General features: G+C 63.6%; 15 protein-coding genes. 6 read left to right on the top strand and 9 right to left on the bottom strand.

Annotated elements, in window-relative coordinates; translation table 11 throughout:
* Nucleotides 1–73: 73 nt before the first annotated feature.
* Nucleotides 74–1,120, bottom strand: a complete 1,047-nt coding sequence (locus tag ABIB80_RS15130) for an alpha/beta fold hydrolase (protein ID WP_354127832.1) — start codon at nt 1,118–1,120, stop codon at nt 74–76.
* Nucleotides 1,121–1,433: 313 nt separating this feature from the next.
* Between ABIB80_RS15130 and ABIB80_RS15135 the strand changes: the two genes are divergently transcribed.
* Both ABIB80_RS15135 and ABIB80_RS15140 read left to right on the top strand, forming a co-directional pair.
* Complete coding sequence (locus ABIB80_RS15135; protein ID WP_007592584.1) at nt 1,434–2,108, top strand: response regulator transcription factor; 675 nt, start codon at nt 1,434–1,436, stop codon at nt 2,106–2,108.
* 1 nt (nt 2,109) lies between these two features.
* Nucleotides 2,110–3,519 (top strand): sensor histidine kinase, encoded by a 1,410-nt coding sequence (locus ABIB80_RS15140; protein WP_219683547.1) that lies wholly within the window; start codon nt 2,110–2,112, stop codon nt 3,517–3,519.
* Nucleotides 3,520–3,684: 165 nt separating this feature from the next.
* On the opposite strand, the gene ABIB80_RS15145 is transcribed toward ABIB80_RS15140, so the two are convergent.
* Nucleotides 3,685–4,986, bottom strand: coding sequence for a M20/M25/M40 family metallo-hydrolase (locus ABIB80_RS15145; RefSeq protein ID WP_354127833.1), 1,302 nt, complete (start codon nt 4,984–4,986; stop codon nt 3,685–3,687).
* Nucleotides 4,987–5,265: 279 nt separating this feature from the next.
* On the opposite strand from ABIB80_RS15145, the gene ABIB80_RS15150 reads away from it, so the two are divergent.
* On the top strand, nt 5,266–6,354 hold the full coding sequence (locus ABIB80_RS15150; protein WP_354127834.1) for a TRAP transporter substrate-binding protein: 1,089 nt from the start codon (nt 5,266–5,268) through the stop codon (nt 6,352–6,354).
* A gap of 77 nt (nt 6,355–6,431) precedes the next feature.
* Here ABIB80_RS15150 and ABIB80_RS15155 read toward each other — a convergent pair whose 3' ends face one another.
* The 5 genes from ABIB80_RS15155 to ABIB80_RS15175 all read right to left on the bottom strand — a co-directional run bounded on the left by ABIB80_RS15155 (nt 6,432) and on the right by ABIB80_RS15175 (nt 11,335).
* On the bottom strand, nt 6,432–8,087 hold the full coding sequence (locus tag ABIB80_RS15155; RefSeq protein ID WP_354127835.1) for a TRAP transporter large permease: 1,656 nt from the start codon (nt 8,085–8,087) through the stop codon (nt 6,432–6,434).
* Between the two features lie 27 nt (nt 8,088–8,114).
* A complete protein-coding gene (locus tag ABIB80_RS15160; RefSeq protein WP_354127836.1) occupies nt 8,115–8,696 on the bottom strand; it encodes a TRAP transporter small permease subunit in 582 nt (193 codons plus the stop codon).
* A 169-nt stretch (nt 8,697–8,865) separates the two neighbouring features.
* The gene (gene moaA, locus ABIB80_RS15165; RefSeq protein ID WP_219682533.1) at nt 8,866–9,900 is read right to left on the bottom strand and encodes a GTP 3',8-cyclase MoaA; all 1,035 of its coding nucleotides are present in this window, start codon (nt 9,898–9,900) and stop codon (nt 8,866–8,868) included.
* A gap of 108 nt (nt 9,901–10,008) precedes the next feature.
* Complete coding sequence (locus ABIB80_RS15170) at nt 10,009–10,509, bottom strand: hypothetical protein (RefSeq protein ID WP_354127837.1); 501 nt, start codon at nt 10,507–10,509, stop codon at nt 10,009–10,011.
* A 136-nt stretch (nt 10,510–10,645) separates the two neighbouring features.
* Complete coding sequence (locus ABIB80_RS15175) at nt 10,646–11,335, bottom strand: HAD-IA family hydrolase (RefSeq protein WP_354127838.1); 690 nt, start codon at nt 11,333–11,335, stop codon at nt 10,646–10,648.
* A gap of 175 nt (nt 11,336–11,510) precedes the next feature.
* On the opposite strand from ABIB80_RS15175, the gene rpiA reads away from it, so the two are divergent.
* Genes rpiA through gor form a run of 3 tightly spaced genes read left to right on the top strand, consistent with a single transcriptional unit; the run spans nt 11,511 to nt 14,189 of the window.
* Nucleotides 11,511–12,224, top strand: coding sequence for a ribose-5-phosphate isomerase RpiA (gene rpiA, locus ABIB80_RS15180; RefSeq protein WP_219682536.1), 714 nt, complete (start codon nt 11,511–11,513; stop codon nt 12,222–12,224).
* Nucleotides 12,225–12,226: 2 nt separating this feature from the next.
* Complete coding sequence (locus ABIB80_RS15185; protein WP_219682537.1) at nt 12,227–12,745, top strand: DUF2059 domain-containing protein; 519 nt, start codon at nt 12,227–12,229, stop codon at nt 12,743–12,745.
* Nucleotides 12,746–12,800: 55 nt separating this feature from the next.
* Nucleotides 12,801–14,189, top strand: coding sequence for a glutathione-disulfide reductase (gene gor, locus ABIB80_RS15190; protein ID WP_354127839.1), 1,389 nt, complete (start codon nt 12,801–12,803; stop codon nt 14,187–14,189).
* Between the two features lie 7 nt (nt 14,190–14,196).
* On the opposite strand, the gene ABIB80_RS15195 is transcribed toward gor, so the two are convergent.
* Nucleotides 14,197–15,336: a hypothetical protein gene (locus ABIB80_RS15195; RefSeq protein WP_354127840.1), complete on the bottom strand. Its 1,140-nt coding sequence runs from the start codon at nt 15,334–15,336 to the stop codon at nt 14,197–14,199.
* A gap of 587 nt (nt 15,337–15,923) precedes the next feature.
* A complete protein-coding gene (locus ABIB80_RS15200) occupies nt 15,924–17,150 on the bottom strand; it encodes a carboxylate-amine ligase (protein ID WP_354127841.1) in 1,227 nt (408 codons plus the stop codon).
* Nucleotides 17,151–17,157: the final 7 nt, after the last annotated feature.

Here is a 17,157-nt window from a genome sequence, read left to right on the forward strand (position 1 = left end):
GGCTCAGAAGCGATCCTCCGCGAACGACCCATGAGGTTCGCCGGCGGCCATCAGCGGCGTTGTTGGTGAGCGATTACGCGTTGCTTCGCGAAACGCCTGAGCCTGCCCTTCCATGAATCAACACGGCCTCGGCAGCAGCTTCGTCGATCGCCGCCATCACGTCCGCGGTTGCGGAATGATGAATCATGTGACCCGCTCCGTCGATCCGGCGCAATTTGCTCTGCTTGATCTCGCCATGCAGCCTGACCGACTGCTTGATATCGATCATACGGTCGCCCTGACCCGCGATAATGATCGTCGGCATCTTGAGTTCAGCGTAAGCCTTCGCGCCTGAGAATGCGGCGGGGACCAACATCGTCGCTTCGGCCGCTGCGGCCCGCATCTGTGATGGACGCAGCGCCATTTCTTTCGGAAAGCCCGCGAACTTGGCCGGGACCGGCCGGGGCCCAAACAACTTGCGCAACGTCGCGGGCCACATCATCCGACCGGCTAGCGGCGAAATCGTGGAGCTGATGAGGTCCCCGAGCACCGGTAGGGCGGACAGCACTGACGCGGCGCTGTCCGAGCGGGGCGTCGGGAAATAATAGCCCGAGGCCAGCACGAGAGCCTGCACGACCGAAGGATGTCTTGTCGCCAGCGCAACCGCAACCGACGCGCCCCACGAATGGCCAAGGACAATCGCTTGAGAGACGCCGAGCTGATCGAGCGCCTTCTTGAACAGGTCCGCCTGGGCATCCGGGGTCCAGACGACGTGCCTCGGCCGCGAGCTATGCCCAAATCCGGGACGATCGAACACGATGACCCTGTAGTTTTCGGCTGCGAGATCGATCAATCCACTCGCGTCGAAATCCTGGACCAGGCTGCCATTGCCGTGAAACAAAACCAGCGGCTTGCCCCTGCCGCGTTCCAAATAGTGCAGGCGAACGCCATCGATATCGATGAACCGACCCTGCGGAGGATTATCGCGTTGCGCTTTGTTCGCGAGCCGCCGGTTTATGATTGCGCTAGCCGCGATGAAGGTACCTGCGGCAGCAAACGCGGCGGCGCCCGGATGTCGCGTGATGGCGGCCAGGCAATCGGATAGAAGGGAGCTGGAACGTGTTCGTCGTGCAAGGCGCATGTGCATTACCTAGGTGGTCTGCACGACGCCCCATCAAATGAGAAATGTTGCAGCTGAGTTGAACGGTTCGCCGGGGTGTTCGTTCCTTGGCAGGATCGATGCGGCGCCGGCGGCGGGGCCCAAGGGGGCAAACGTCCGCGCCATCCGCGACCTCATTCGCAGGTGCCCTGATTGGCTTACAGGAACCTGACGGAAGGGAGCAGCCGGCCCGCCGGCTGCTTTTTCGCTGGCCGAGATGCCCCGGATGATGGATGACAGCGAAGATGCGGCGGAAGCCGTGCGGTGACAGCGGAACATCCCGCGGGAAAATGCGATGCGCCTTCTAATCGTCGAGGACAATGCCGAGCTGTCACGGCTCGTTGCCGGCGGGCTGTCGGCGGCCGGCTATGAGAGCGACATCGTCGGCAGCGCGGCCGAAGCGCGCGAGGCGGTCAGCAGCGTCAGCTATGCCGCGATGATCCTCGACCTCGGACTGCCCGACGGCGATGGCCTGTCGGTGCTGCGCGAGCTGCGCCGGCAGATGGAGCCCTTGCCGGTGCTGGTGCTGACCGCGCGCGGCGGCTTGCAGGACCGCGTCAGCGGCCTGCGCAGCGGCGCCGACGACTATCTCGCCAAACCGTTCGCGATGGAGGAGCTGGTGGCGCGGCTGGAGGCGATCCTGCGCCGTCCGGGCCAGTTGCTCGGCCGCTCGCTGCGCCTCGCCAACCTCGTCTATGACACCGAAAGCCGCCAGATCTTCGTGGACGACCAGCCGCGCATCATCTCCGCGCGCGAGACCTCGGTGCTTGAGATCCTGCTGCGCCGGCAGGGCAGGGTGGTGCCGAAGAAGAACGTCGAGGACCACATCTTCGGTCTCGACGGCGAAGTCGCCTCCAATGCGGTCGAGGTCTACGTCTCGCGGTTGCGCAAGCAGCTCGCCGAGCACGGCGCCAAGGTCGTGATCCACACCATCCGTGGCGTCGGCTATCTTATGGCCGAGGAGAAATAGCGTGGCCCGGATCGGATCTCACGCCGGATTCCGCGCCGGAATCCATGCGAGGTCGCCAACGTTCAAATCGCTAATCTGGCGCATCGTGTTCCTGCACATCGTGGCGGTCGCGGTGGTCGCGATCTTCCTGCCGCTGGTGCTGTTCTGGCTGCTCAATTCCGAGATCGACCAGTTGCATCGCGATGCCATGCGCGCGCAGGCCGAGGTGTTGGCCGAGCGCATCGTCGCCCAGCCCGACGGGCTGTTGACGTTCAACCTGCCGGACAGTCTCAAGGGCCTTTATTCGGAAGCCTATGGCCGCTACCAGTACGACATTCGCGATGCCGAGGGGAATCTGCTGTTCTCGTCGCGGCGCAAGACCGGCACTGCTACGGCCGCGCCTCCGCCGCTCTCCGAAACGATTTCCGGCGCCGGCGTCACTCGCATCATCGACGGCAAGGTGATGCGCATTCGCGTCGCGGAGGACCTCGCGCACCGCGACGTCATCATCGATGACATTGTCTCGAACTTCTTCCGGCGGGTCGGGTGGATCACGATTCCGATCCTGCTGGTCCTGCTCGCCATCGACATCATCATCTTTCGCCGCGCCGTCGCGCCGCTGTGGAAGGCCTCCGAGGAGGCGAGCAATATCGGCCCGGCGCGCACCGACATCCGCCTGCCGACGGAGCAGATCCCGCGCGAGATCATGCCGCTCGTCACCGCCGTCAACCAGGCGCTCGACCGCCTCGAGGACGGCTTTCGGGTGCAGCGGCAGTTCACCGCCGACGCCGCGCACCAACTGCGCACGCCGCTCGCGATCCTGCGCACGCGGATCGAGACGCTCGGCGACGGCGCTGCAAGGCAGGCGCTGCATGCCGATATCGAGGGCATGAGCCGCATTGTCGCGCAATTGCTGGAGATCGCCGAGCTCGACACGCTGGTGCTTGATCCCGGCGAGACCGCGGATTTGCGCGCCGTCTGCGCCGAGGTGGTCGGTTCGATCGCGCCGCTCGCGATCGCGCAGCACAAGGATATCGCGCTGAGGGGCACCGAGGCGCCGGTGCTGATCCACGGCAACTCCATGATGCTCCAGCGCGCGATCTTCAACCTCGCCGAAAACGCCATCAAGTTCACCGCAAAGGACACGTCGGTCGATGTCGATGTGAGCGAGAACGGTGCGGTGCGCGTGCGCGATTGCGGACCGGGAATTGCGGAAGCCGAGCGTGAATTGATCTTCCACCGCTTCTGGCGCGCCGACCGCCAGCGCAGCGACGGCGCCGGCCTCGGGCTCTCGATCGTGCGCGCGGTGGCGGATGATCACGCGGCAACGGTTGCGGTGGAGAATCTTCCGGGCGGCGGCGCGCAGTTCACGCTGCGGTTCAGGCTGGCGGAGAAGCGGGGCGACGTTGATTTGAACGCAGTGCGGCACTGACGCTGCACCCTCGCCCCTTGTGGGAGAGGGTGGCTCGCCGCGACAACGGCGAGCCGGGTGAGGGGTCTCTCTCCGCGAGTCCGACTGCGAGTTGAATGCGCGGAGGCAACCCCTCATCCGGCGCTTCGCGCCACCTTCTCCCACAAGGGGAGAAGGAAGAGAGCGCTATTTCAGCTTGCCGGTGGACAGATCCATGATCATGCGCGTGGTCAGATAAAGGCGCGGCACGATGCTGTCGAGTTTGACATATTCGGCGTCGTTGGAATGCGCGCCGAAACCCGACAGGCCCATGCCTTCGACCACGGCTCCGCTGGTCTTCAGCGCGGCAAACGCGGCATCGGTGCCGCCGCCGGTCGCCTTCTCGTCGACCTTGAGGGGCAGTCCGATCTCCCCATAGATGGTCTTGCCGTAGGCCGCCACGCGGCGCGAGGCGTCGTTGGCCTCCAGCGGCGGACGGCGCACCTCGAATTTGAGCGCGACCTTGGAGTCGGGCAGCAGGTGATTCTTGATCTTGTCCTGCAGCGCCTTCTCCAGCTCGTCGAAATCGGCGACCTTGAGGGCGCGCGCATCGGCCTGGGCCGTGGCCTCGGCGGGGATGACGTTGCGGTTGGTACCGGCCTTGGAGACCGTCCAGTTCAGTTTCAGGCCCTGCTCCGGTTTGGACAGGTCCTTCATCTGCAGCAGCTGATGGGAGAGTTCGTACAGTGCATTGACGCCGCCCTCGGGCCGCGAGCCTGCATGCGACGACTTGCCCTGTACCGTGAGATACGCCGAGCCGATGCCGCTGGTGGCCAGCCGCAGCGTGCCGTCGGTGCCGCCGCCTTCAAACGAGAACACCACATCCTGATCCGCGGCGAACCTGGTGATGGTGCTGCGCCAGCCGGGCGACGAGATCTCCTCGTCGCCATTGGTAAGCACCGTGAGCGTGCCGTAATCCCGGAAGCTCAGCTTCTGCAGCAACGCTACGGTGTGAAGAATGAGCGCGACGCCCTGCTTGTCGTCGGCAATGCCGAGGCCGTAGGCCTTGTCGCCGTCGATGCGGAACGGTTGATCCTTCAGCATGCCCTTCAGGTACACGGTGTCCATGTGGGCGATCAGCATGATCTTCTTGCTGCCTGTGCCCTTGAATACGGCGTGTACGGCCGGGCCGATCTTCTCGGGTGTGTCGTCGAGGCGATAGACGTCGGTGGGCTGCAGGATCTCCACCGTGCCGCCGAGCTGCTTGAGCTGGCCGGCAACGCGCTCGGCGATCTGATTCAAGCCTTCGACATCCTTGCTGCCGGATTCGATGCTGACGAGATCGCGCAGCGTGTCGAGCAGCGGCTGCTGCTCCTTTTGCGCCAGCGCATGGACGTCGGCCACGACATTCGCACTGGGCTCCGCATGCGCCGGCATTGCCGCACATGCCAGCCAGAGCGACGCGATCAACGGAGCAACGAGCGATGGAGCAGGGTGGGATCGAGACATGCGTGGCGGCCCTAGGTTGGGGGGATGGCGCGGTATGCCCGTGTTTCCGGCGCTTGTCACGCGCCCGGGGCACCCGGCATGCCCGGCCGAGGCGGACGTGATGGGAAGGGCCAGGGCGCCGGCCGCCTAAGCCTAAAGTCGTAGGATCGGATGGCGTGGGAGCTGAGCATTTTTGTCCCTCACATCGTGAGGGATGGAAATCGGACGACACTTGTTCCATGCTGGCCTCCAAGCCTCGGCAAGAAGGCCCACCGTCACAATCCATCAGGGTAGGAAATCATGAAAAGACGAGATTTTATCAAGGTCACCGGGCTTGGTGCGGCGGGTGTCGCCACGCTCGCCGCTCCAGCGATCGCGCAGACGACGCCCGAGATCAAATGGCGCATGCCGACGAGCTGGCCGAAATCACTCGATACGCTCTATGGCGGCGCCGAGATGATGGCCAAGATGGTCGCGGAAGCGACCGACAACAAATTTCAGATTCAGACATTTGCCGGCGGCGAGATCGTGCCGGGCCTTCAGGTGCTCGATGCCGTGCAGAACGGCACCTGCGAAATCGGCCACACCGCGTCCTACTATTATTTCGGTAAGGACCCGACCTTTACTTTCGGCTCGGCTGTGCCGTTCGGACCGAACATGCGCATCAACCAGGCCTGGTACATGCTGGGCGGCGGCAGGGACATCCTCAACGAGTTCTACAAGAAGTACAACGTCGTCTCGCTGCTTGCCGGCAACACCGGCTGTCAGATGGGCGGCTGGTTTCGCAAGGAGGTCAAGACGCCTCAGGACTTCAACGGGTTGAAATTCCGCATCGGCGGCTTCGCCGGAAAAGTGATGGCCAAGCTCGGCGCGGTGCCACAGCAGATCGCCGGTGGCGACATTTATCCTGCGCTGGAGAAGGGCACCATCGACGCCGCCGAATGGGTCGGACCCTATGACGACGAGAAGCTCGGCTTCGTCAAGGTCGCGCCGCATTATTACTTCCCGGGCTGGTGGGAAGGCGGGCCCATGCTTCTGGCCTTCGTCAACCAGGACAAATGGAATGCGCTGCCGAAGCACTATCAGAGCATCCTCGAGCAGGCGGGGCATTACGCCAACAACTGGATGATGGCGAAGTATGACCAGTCCAATCCGCCGGCGTTGCGACGCCTGCTCGCGGCCGGCGCCAAGCTGCATCCGTTCTCGCCGGAGGTCATGCAAGCCTGCTTCAAGGCGGCAAAGGAGCTGCACACCGAAGTCTCGGCCAACAACGCGGACTTCAAGAAGGTCTACGAATCGCTGACCGCGTTCTCGAACAACGGATATCAGTGGTTCCAGGTCGCCGAAGTCGGCTATGACAACTTCATGGCGCGCAACTCGCAGAGCTGATCGCAGAGCGCACGATCGGCCCAAACAAAAAACCCGGAGCGCAAGCTCCGGGTTCTTTTTTGCGGGTGGGCCGGGCGCTATTGCTTCGGCTGGCCGAAGTCGAGCGGCGGCAGATCGATCTGGGGAATCTCGATCTTGATGCTGTTGGGATCGACGGTGGACTGCACGCCCTTGTAGTGCATCACCATCGACGGGAACATGATCACCAGAAGCACCATGATCATCTGGATGACGACGAACGGCACCGCACCCCAATAGATCTGTCCCGTCGTGACCGGCTCCATGCGCTTGCCGGTGACGCGATCCGTATAGCGCTCCTTCGGCGCGACCGAGCGCAAATAGAACAGCGCAAATCCGAACGGCGGATGCATGAACGACGTCTGCATGTTGACGCCGAGGATGACGCCGAACCAGATCAGGTCGATGCCGAGATGCTCGGCCGCGGGCCCGAGCAGCGGGATCACGATGAAGGCAAGCTCGAAGAAATCGAGGAAGAACGCCAGCACGAACACGAAGGCGTTGACGAAGATCAGGAACCCGATCTGGCCGCCGGGCAGGGAGGTCAGCAGGTGCTCGACCCAGACGTGACCGCTGACGCCGTAGAAAGTGAGCGAGAACACGCGCGCGCCGACCAGGATGAAGACGACGAACGCGGACAGCTTCGCCGTCGATTCGGTGGCCTGACGGATCAGGTCCCAGGTCAGTCGCCGCTTCGCGGCTCCGAGAATGAGGGCGCCGGCTGCACCCATGGCGCCGCCTTCGGTGGGCGTCGCGACACCGATGAAGATCGTGCCCAGCACCAGGAAGATCAGGAACAGCGGCGGCACCATGACGAAGGTGGTCTGTTGCGCCATCTTCGAGAGGAAACGGAAGCCCGTCAGCTTGTCGATGGCCCAGTTCGCGATGGCGACGAAGAACGCGAAGAGGATGCCGAAGAACATGCTGAGCACGACGAAGTCGGCGCCGTGTGTCTCCGAATTCCGCATCATGAACCAGCCGAACACACAGCTCGCCAGGAACAGCACGCCGAGCGACTTCAGGCCGCGGTCGCCGCTCTCCTCGCGGAAGCCGATCGCTTCTTTGGGAAGACCCGGCGCCGCCTTCGGGAAAATCATGGTGACGAGGAACGCGTAACCCGCATAGAGGCCGGCGAGCACCAGGCCCGGAATGAACGCGCCCTCATACATGTCGCCGACCGACTTGCCGAGCTGGTCGGCCATCACGATCAGGACGAGCGAGGGCGGAATGATCTGCGCCAGCGTGCCGGAGGCCGCGATGATGCCGGTCGCCACACGGCGATCGTAGCCGTAGCGCAACATGATCGGCAGCGAGATCAGGCCCATCGAGATCACCGACGCCGCCACGACGCCGGTCGTCGCCGCAAGCAGGGCGCCGACGAACACCACCGCGTAGGCGAGGCCGCCGCGGATGGTGCCGAACAACTGACCGATGGTGTCGAGCAGATCCTCGGCCATGCCGGAGCGCTCGAGCACCAGTCCCATGAAGGTGAAGAAGGGAATGGCGAGCAGCGTGTCGTTGTTCATGACCCCGTAGACGCGCTCGGGCAGGGCCTGGAGAAAGTCCGGGTGGAATTGCCCGAGCTGAACGCCGATGATGGCGAAGAACAGGCCGACGGCGCCGAGCGAAAATGCCGCCGGATAGCCGAGCAGCAGCACGATCACCAGCGTCGCGAACATGATAGGCGCCAGATTGGCGATAATAAACGCGGTCATGACTTCCCCCTAAACCGTCGCCAACGGCTACTTTTTTTCGATCGCTTCGACGAGGTGCTCGACCTCGGCCTCCAGTGCGGACACCTGCGACTCGTGTGGGTCCGGGATCATGCCGCGCATGATCGCAATTCGCTTGATCAGCTCGGAAATGCCTTGAACGAGCAGGAGGGCGAAGCCGATCATGATCAGCGCTTTTGCCGGCCATTGCGGCAGGCCGCCCGCATTGCCGGATTGCTCGTTGATCTGGAGCGAGCGCAGGAAGAACGGTACCCCGGTGACGATCATGACGACGGTCAGCGGGATCAGGAAGAAGATGTGCCCGATGATGTCGATGATGTTGCGAGCCCGCTTCGGCATCATGCTGTTGAAGATGTCGATCCGGATGTGCTCGTTATCGAGCAGCGTCCACGACGAGCACAGCAGGAATACGATGCTGAAAAGCACCCATTGCAGCTCGAGCCACGAGTTGGACGACGTGTCCAACGTCTTCCGAATGATCGCATTCAGCGCCGAGATGACGACGGCGACCAGGATCAGCCAAGCCAGACGCTTGCCCGTCCAACGTGTGAACGCGTCAATTCCATTGCTCAGCTTCAGGAGCGCTTGCAAGATTGGTCCTCCCCGATTTGCCCCGGCCGTCTTGACTGCGCCGAGTGGCGCGTTGGCTTGTCTCGCCGCGCAGGCATGAGGCAGCCGCACCAAACCAGCGAGTTTGCCGCCAGTCAATCGGAAGTTTGTTGATAGTTAAGGGGAATAAGCCGCGGCCGGGCAGCCGATGCTAGCCGCCGGTGACGCTCATGTGCCTGCTGACGCTGGGGCGGTCGTGGCGGCGGTCGATGATGAAATCGTGGCCCTTGGGCTTCAGGCCAATGGCGCGGTCGATCGCATCCGCAAGCAGCGAATCGTCGTCCGATGCACGCAGAGGTTTGCGCAAATCGGAGGCATCCTCGTGGCCGAGGCAGGTGTGCAGCGTTCCCGTGCAAGTGACGCGCACGCGATTGCAGGATTCGCAGAAATTATGGGTCATCGGGGTGATGAAGCCGAGCTTGCCGCCGGTCTCGGCGACGCTGACATAGCGCGCGGGCCCGCCGGTGCTCTCGGCCAGATCCGTCAACGTGAACTGCTGGGCGAGGCGCGCGCGCACCAGCGACAGCGGCAGGTATTGGTCGATTCGTCCGGATCCGATCTCGCCCATCGGCATGACCTCGATCAGCGTCAGCCCCATGCCCTTGCCGTGGGCCCAGCGCATCAGGTCGGGAAGCTCGTCCTCGTTGAGGTTCTTCAGCGCAACGGCATTGATCTTGACCGCGAGGCCCGCAGCGCGTGCCGCCTCGATACCTTCCAGCACTTTGTCGATCTCGCCCCACCGGGTGATCTCGCGAAACTTTTGTGGGTCGAGCGTGTCGAGCGAGACGTTGATGCGGCGGACGCCGCAATCGGCGAGTTCGCTCGCGTATTTCGCAAGCTGGGTGCCGTTGGTGGTCAGCGTCAGCTCGCTCAACGCGCCGCTCTTGAGATGCCGCGACAGCGAGCGCACCAATGTCATCACGTTGCGGCGGACCAGCGGCTCGCCGCCGGTGAGCCGCAGCTTCTTCACGCCCTTGGCAATGAAGGCCGAGCAGAGCCGGTCGAGTTCCTCCAGCGTCAGCAGGTCCGCCTTGGGCAGGAACGTCATGTCCTCCGACATGCAGTAGAAGCAGCGCAGGTCGCAGCGGTCGGTGACGGACACGCGCAAATACGAGATGGTCCGTCCGAACGGATCGGTCATCGCGCTCGACAGCGCGGCGCGGGGGCTCGCGGAAAGTCCGTTCATACCAAATGCCTTGTCACTTGCGGCGGCGGGAGCAGCTTTGCTTCAGCGGCGCCCTGAACGCAATCTAAGCATCGGAGGCGTCAGAGACAATTGGGGGGATGACGGAGGTCAGCGCTTGCCCGTGTTCGGATCGGGGAACGACGAGCCCGCAGCCGGTGCGGCAGCAGCAGCCGGGGCGGTGGCGGGCGCCGCCGGTTTCGGCTTCTTCAGCCGGTGCGGCTTGCGGACCGGTTTTGGCGGAACGGCCGGCTGGAGCTCCGCGAAAACCGGGTTGGGGTCGGTGGTGACCGAGGCGGGCGTCGTGAAGTCGCCGGGGTTCTTGATGACGTTCACCGGCACGCTTACCGGCTGGTATTTCGGCAGCGCGAAAGCGACCGTGAAGGGGACGTCGGGGGCGGGAACCGATACGGAGCAGGGGGTCTTGCAGCCCTGTCCGAGCGAGGTCGTGGCGTCAGCACCCGCAGGATTGGATTCGAGCCGGACCTGGACGGTCGGCGGGGCCGATTTGAACATGTTCCAGGAAGTTGAAGACATCGAGGAGCAGCCGGCAAGGCTCGTTGCCCCGAGGACGCTCACTCCAGCTAATGAAAACGAGATGACACGACGCATGACATTCACCTAGTGCGGCGAACCGCCACACCCCGGACAAACTTAGGAGTGTCGTTCCGAGCGAGCAACCGGCGGGCCTCGCATAGTTAATAGATGGTTAACGCGGGATTTCTGCGGAATAATCAAGCTATCTCAGCTATTTGAGATCTGCCTGCGCAGTCATCAGGCTGCTGGCGGCTGCCGGCAGGTCGCGCATGTGATGGATCAGCCGGTCCGGCTTCAGCTCGGCGATCGGGACGTCCGTATAGCCGAAGCTGACCCCGATCACGGGAACTCCGGCGCGCCGGGCCACGCCGACATCGGGTCCGGCGTCGCCGACCATGATGCTGGCTTTGACCTCGCCGCCGGCCCGCGCCACCGTTTCGCGGAAAATGGTCGGATCGGGCTTTTGGACGCCAAAAGTGTCGGCGCCGCAGATCGCGGCGAAGCGTCGGCTCAGGTCGAGCTGGTCCAGCAGGCGCTTCGACAGCCATTCCAGCTTGTTGGTGCAGACCGCGAGACGATGGCCCTGGGCCGCAAAATGGTCGAGTGCGGCCTCCAGTCCCTCGAAGGGCCGGGATTCGACGGCGATATTGTCAGCGTAATAAGCGATGAAATCGGCCGTCATCCGGTCCATGTCGGCAACCGTGACGCTGCGGCCCTCGGCCTCCAGCCCCCGCTCGATCAGCTTGCGGGCGCCGGCGCCGATCATGTTGCGGGCCGAGGCCATCGGCACGGGCGGCAGCCCTTCGCGGTCGAGCACGTAATTGAGCGCGGTGATCAGGTCGGGCGCCGTATCCACAAGCGTGCCGTCGAGATCGAAGACGATGGTGTGGGGGGAGGTCATGGTCCAGCGCTACCGGCCCGGCCCCGCCCGCGCAAGGGCGGAAGCCATAAGATCACCTTATAAGGTGGGGCGGGAGGCCTGTTCCCCAGACCCTGTTCTCCGAGGGAAAACGAGGCTACACAGGCCGCCGCGAGCCTATAAGGCACGACACTCGTAATTCAGGGACGGCGCAAACGTGAATATGGACCAGTTGAAGCGGCAGGCTGCGGCGCGCGCCCTCGAGGACGTCCGTGACGGCATGCAGCTCGGGCTCGGCACCGGCTCGACCGCAAAACATTTCGTCGAGCTGCTCGGCGAGCGGGTCCGCGCTGGACTCAAAGTGATCGGCGTGCCGACCTCCGAGGCGACGCGCCTCGATGCAATCCGCTGCGGCGTGCCGCTGACCACGCTGGACGAGATCGACCATCTCGACATCACCGTCGACGGCGCCGACGAGATCGATCCCGAACTCAATCTGATCAAGGGCGGCGGCGGCGCGCTGTTGCGCGAGAAAATCGTGGCGGCCGCCTCGGATCGCATGATCGTGATTGCCGACGACACCAAATGGGTCCCGACACTTGGCCGCTTTCCGCTGCCGGTCGAAGTCATCCCGTTCGGGCTCGGCGCAACGCGGCGCGCGATCGAGAAGGCGTTTGCGGAATGCGGCGTTTCCGGGCAGATGGCGGTCCGCAACGGCAAGGACGGCCACGTTTTCGTCACCGATGGCGGCCACTGGATCGTCGATGCCCAGCTCGAAAAGATTGAGGATCCCGCCCGCCTTGCCACGGCGTTGAGCGCGATCCCCGGCGTCGTCGAACATGGTTTGTTCATCGGCTTGGCCAGCTCGGCTGTTTTGGCGGGTGGCGAAGGAATTCGCGTGATTGAACGGCGAAAGCCGAAAGGAGACTAGGAATGAAGAGCGTTTTGAAATTGTTGCCGGTCGCGACTCTCGCTGTGGGACTGGCCCTCTCGGTCGCCCCGGCCGGGGCCCAGCAGGCCGCGGCGCCGAAATCGTCGCCGGCCGCCGTCGCGGCCGCCAAGGAGATCCTGGCGATCAAGAACGCCAGTGCGATGTACGCCAACGCGGTGCCCGGCCTGGTCGAGAAGACCAAGATCGCGCTGATCCAGCAGAACCTGAACTACCAGAAGGACCTCACCGAGGTCGCCCAGATCGTCGCCCAGCAGCTCAAAGGCCGCGAGAGCGAAATCGGCGATGGCATGGCGCAGGTCTATGCCAGCGAGTTCACCGAGCAGGAGTTGAAGGATCTCGTCACCTTCTACAAGTCGCCGCTGGGCAAGAAGCTGATCGAGGCCGAGCCGCGCGCGATCGGGCTGAGCATGGCCTTCATGAACTCCTGGGCCCAGAACTTCTCCGAGACCGTGATGGGCAACTTCCGCGCCGAGATGCGCAAGCGTGGCAAGGAGATCTGACAGTTCCTATCTGATCAGAATCCGGATCATGTTCTGAAAGAGGTCGGAGTGGACAATGGCTGAATTCGACGTCGACCTCTTTGTCATCGGTGGCGGTTCGGGCGGCGTGCGTGCCGCCCGCATCGCGGCCGGCTACGGCGCCCGCGTCATGATCGCGGAAGAGTACCGCATGGGCGGGACCTGCGTGATCCGCGGCTGCGTACCGAAGAAGCTGTTCGTCATCGGCTCGCATTTCCGTCAGGAGATCGAGGACGCCGCCGGCTTTGGCTGGACCGTTCCGCCTGCGACCTTCGACTGGCCGACGCTGATTGCCAACAAGGACAAGGAGATCGCGCGTCTGGAGGCGGCTTACACCGCCAATGTCGAGAAGTCAGGCGCGCAGATCGTCAAGAGCCGGGCGGTGATCGAGGACAAACACACGGTCCGCCTGCTCGAGAACGACCGGAAGATCACCGCAAAATACATTTTGATCGCCACCGGCGGCGCGCCCAATCACGGTGCTCCGATTCCCGGCATCGAGCACGTGATCTCCTCCAACGAGGCGTTTCACCTGACCAGGCTGCCGAAGCGGATCGTGATCCAGGGCGGCGGCTACATCGCGCTGGAGTTCGCCGGTATCTTCGCCGGCTTCGGCTCCGACGTCACAGTCATCTATCGCGGCGACAACATTCTTCGCGGGTTCGACGAGGATGTTCGCGCCCATGTCCGCGCCGAGATGGAGAAGCAGGGGATCACCATTCTCACCGGCTGCACTGTGACGAAGGTCGATCGGCACGGCGAAGAATTCACCACGCATCTGTCGAACGGATCGAGCCTCGCTTCCGACCAGGTGATGTTCGCGATCGGCCGCCATCCGGCGGTGGCCAATCTCGGCCTGGAGAAGGCCGGCGTCGCCATCAACCCGCGGAACGGCGGCATTGCGGTCGACCATTTCTCGAAGAGTTCGGTCGACAGCATCTATGCGATCGGCGATGTCACCCATCGCTTCAACCTGACGCCGGTCGCGATCCGCGAGGGCCATGCGTTCGCCGACACCGTATTCGGCAGGCGCGAGGTGCAGGTGGATCACGCCAACATCCCGACCGCCGTGTTCTCGCAGCCGGAGGTCGGCACCGTCGGCCTCACTGAGACCGAGGCGCGCGCGCAATTTGGCCATGTCGACATTTACAAGACCACGTTCCGCCCCATCAAGGCGACGATGTCGGGCCGCGATACCCGCGTGCTGATGAAGCTCGTCGTCGACGGTGCCTCCGACCGCGTGCTCGGCTGTCACATCGTCGGCGATGCCGCGGCCGAGATCACGCAGGCAGTCGCGATTGCCGTGAAGATGAAGGCGACCAAGGCCGATTTCGATGCGACGATCGCGCTGCATCCGACCGCGGCCGAAGAACTCGTCACCATGCGCACCCCGACCGCACGCCACGTGCGCCAGGCGGCGGAGTAAACTCCGCTCAGCCGTACAAATATCCGACCGGCTTGCCCTCGGTCCGCAGGGGACGGATGTCCCTCTGCGTGATGATCTGACCGGCGAGGCCGTCGATTTCGTCGCGTTGCGTCGGCGTCCAGCTGCGGAGGTCGTTCATGCCTTTGAGAAGGCCGAGCCGAAGGACCTGCGTGTTCTCACCGACACCGATGAGGCTTGTGGCGTTCTTGCCTGCCGTCACCACATCGCCGGCCGTGAGCTCAAAGGTCTCGCCAGTCTTGTTCTTGAATTCGGCCGTGCCGCGGATGACGCGGTAGATCACGACCTCGCCCTTGGCGAAACATGTGGTGTCCGCTGCTGCCGACGTGCTCTTGGGCAGCAGCGATTGGCCGCGTGGGTCGGTTGCGATGATGTGGCCGGTGACGAGACGGCCGCTCGGCACTTCAATGCCGATGTCGCGCACGTAAACCGGCATGGCCGATTTGACCGGGCTGTCGGTGAGCGGCTTGAACAGCGCGTCGAGCGCCAAAGGGTCTTGAAGCCAGAAGCCTGCATCGGCCGGGCGATCATGCAGAGAGTGGCTCCATGCCACCCGTGGCGTCTCGTCTTCGTTGATCTGATCCGGGCCGACAATGGTCGGGTTTGGAAAGGTCGTCGGATCGGTGATGAAGGCTTCGAGGAATTTGCCGGAATAGCCCATGGAAATCGGATCCGGCGCCACCGTTTGTGGCGTCTTCAAATTCTCTTCGGTCGACAGTCCCGACCAGGTGTAGAACAGCTGGCGGTGCACGATCGCGCTTTGCAGCATCACCGCGCCGGGGCCGACATTGTAGAAGCGCCCGTCATAGTCGAAGGTGAACGCGCCCGAGGTGACCAGCACGAGCTGAAAGCCGCCCGGTGGCAGATGAAGATGGAAATCTGTCGGTCCGGTGTCGGGCAGATAGATCGGCAGATTGGTCGCGACCTCGTGCAGCAGGAAAGTTTCGTTGTTGGCGTGAAAGCCCTCGTTGGCGCGATTGTAGAGGGCCTGCGGCCGGTACGTCGCCTCGAACTTCGCATTCCGGTCGCGGTCGATCGCCACGAAATCCCGGTCGTTGAGGCGAAGGGGGGCGCCGTCCGGGCGGGTCAGGCCGGTGATTTTGAGATCGCCGGCGGCATGCACGTTCATGGCAGTCTCCGATTCTAGGCCGCTCACCCGGTCTCTCTCGGCGCACGCATCTTGCTGCTGCAATCAGGAGAGCAGGGGATCAGGCCTGATGCTGCCTTGCGAATTTTGGGCCAGTCTCGGCGCCGCGCGGCACGGAGGCTTTGCGACCCGCCGCCACTCGAAGAAAAATCAAGGTTGCACCTGAGGTTAGATGACACGCTTCGCCAGCCTGCATGGCCATGTTCGCCCAGTCTGCAAGCCTGGCGACGAGACGTGTCTTGTCTAATTTGTCGGCATTCTGGCGCGGACGTGCAGCCGCGCCGATCAGGAGAAGTTGGCGGCCGGGTGTCTGAAGCCGTTCATTCGAAAGATCGACGCACCGTCCGCTCGCGCTTTCCGTACGGGCTGTCAGCCCACTTCGCCATGTCTGCTGCACGCGCCTCGATCAGCTCGCACCAGAGGCAGCTGAGCTCCGCACGACCTTTGGCCGAGAGCATCGGAATGAGGCCATGGCCGCAGCCGGCACAACATTTGACGCGATTCATGGTTCTCCCCGCGAGCTTCCGAATTCAGGAGCGACATTGTTGCTCCCGAAGCTTGCGCGGGCGCTATGAGGGCGTAGGGACGCTTGCCGGCGCGGCGCTCGTCCCCGAGATCGTCGCGTCTGCGATCCAGCGCGACACGGCGGCGATGTCCTCCGCATTGTCGCGGAAGGCACGAAGCTGGAATTCAGCCGAGCTGCCACGCTCGACGATGGTGCGGCAGTGTTCGACCTCGGCGGCGCAGTTCAGCGTGGCCGCGTCCCCGGCGACGTCCTCGATCACGCGGGAGAGCAGTTCGGAGATCTCGACCGGCCCCTCCCTGGAGGCAAAGATGCAATCGGTGCCGTAGCGCTGGGCTCGCCATTTGTTCTCCACCGCAATCGCGCGTTCGACCGCGGTGACCTCTTTCGACAGATGAGGTCGCAGGTAGAGATAGCGCGTCAGGCAGCGATAGAGCGAGGCAATGGCAACGGCGTCGTCGACGAAGGTGCAGGTATCGGGCGCACGCAACTCGAGGGTCGGGTGCTTCATGGATGGGCGCATGGCCCACCAGATGTGGCTTTCATCGGGGATCACGCCGGAGCGTTGCAAGGCGCCGACATATTCGTCGTAATCTTGCCTGCTCTCGAACAATTCGGGCAGGCCTGTGCGCGGCAGCTCGGAATAAGCGGCGAGCCGGTAGCCCTTCAGACCGGTCTTGTGTGAATTCCGGAACGGAGAGGAGGCCGACAGGGCGATGAACAACGGCAAATGCGGCAGCATCGCTCGCATCACCGCCGTGCGCTTTTCGGGATCGGGCAGCTGGACGTGCACATGCATGCCGCACATCAGGTTGCGGTGGCCGATGCTGCGCAGATCCTCGATCATCTCCTCGTAGCGCGGCTTGGGGCTCGGCTGCGACATGCGCCAGACCGCGGTCGGATGCGTGCCGCAGGCCATGATCACGAAGCCGTATTGTGCCGCGACGTTCGCGACTTCGCGCCGCAGGAAGCGAAGCTCTTCGCGCGCGTCGGCGACGTCGACATGAACGTTGGTGGCGACCTCGAGCTGGGACTGCAACATCTCCCGCATCGCCTGGCCGCCTGTCGACCAGTTTGCAGATTCGAAAAGCTCATTGGGGGTCTGAATCGCGACCTCCAGGCTACGGCGATCGGCGAGGAAGTATTCCTCCTCGATGCCGAACGAATATTCCGCAGCCTTGCCGCGTCCGCCGGCCGAGCGAATGACGAGGTGCTGCTTGTCTTCCGAGGAATCGAGCCGCAGCAGTTTTAAAACGTCTGATGCAAATGTCATTGTGCCA

The sequence above is a fragment of the Bradyrhizobium sp. i1.15.2 genome, assembly GCF_040548425.1.
Taxonomy (GTDB): Bacteria; Pseudomonadota; Alphaproteobacteria; order Rhizobiales; family Xanthobacteraceae; genus Bradyrhizobium; species Bradyrhizobium canariense.

What these genes read in the sequence shown, in the direction of transcription:
- ABIB80_RS15185 (WP_219682537.1), top strand. Translation starts at nt 12,227, where the DNA reads ATGAAGAGCGTTTTGAAATTGTTGCCGGTCGCGACTCTCGCTGTGGGA.
- ABIB80_RS15175 (WP_354127838.1), bottom strand. Translation starts at nt 11,335, where the DNA reads ATGACCTCCCCCCACACCATCGTCTTCGATCTCGACGGCACGCTTGTG.
- ABIB80_RS15130 (WP_354127832.1), bottom strand. Translation starts at nt 1,120, where the DNA reads ATGCGCCTTGCACGACGAACACGTTCCAGCTCCCTTCTATCCGATTGC.
- moaA (WP_219682533.1), bottom strand. Translation starts at nt 9,900, where the DNA reads ATGAACGGACTTTCCGCGAGCCCCCGCGCCGCGCTGTCGAGCGCGATG.
- ABIB80_RS15195 (WP_354127840.1), bottom strand. Translation starts at nt 15,336, where the DNA reads ATGAACGTGCATGCCGCCGGCGATCTCAAAATCACCGGCCTGACCCGC.
- ABIB80_RS15200 (WP_354127841.1), bottom strand. Translation starts at nt 17,150, where the DNA reads ATGACATTTGCATCAGACGTTTTAAAACTGCTGCGGCTCGATTCCTCG.
- ABIB80_RS15135 (WP_007592584.1), top strand. Translation starts at nt 1,434, where the DNA reads ATGCGCCTTCTAATCGTCGAGGACAATGCCGAGCTGTCACGGCTCGTT.
- ABIB80_RS15145 (WP_354127833.1), bottom strand. Translation starts at nt 4,986, where the DNA reads ATGTCTCGATCCCACCCTGCTCCATCGCTCGTTGCTCCGTTGATCGCG.
- gor (WP_354127839.1), top strand. Translation starts at nt 12,801, where the DNA reads ATGGCTGAATTCGACGTCGACCTCTTTGTCATCGGTGGCGGTTCGGGC.
- ABIB80_RS15150 (WP_354127834.1), top strand. Translation starts at nt 5,266, where the DNA reads ATGAAAAGACGAGATTTTATCAAGGTCACCGGGCTTGGTGCGGCGGGT.
- ABIB80_RS15155 (WP_354127835.1), bottom strand. Translation starts at nt 8,087, where the DNA reads ATGACCGCGTTTATTATCGCCAATCTGGCGCCTATCATGTTCGCGACG.
- ABIB80_RS15170 (WP_354127837.1), bottom strand. Translation starts at nt 10,509, where the DNA reads ATGCGTCGTGTCATCTCGTTTTCATTAGCTGGAGTGAGCGTCCTCGGG.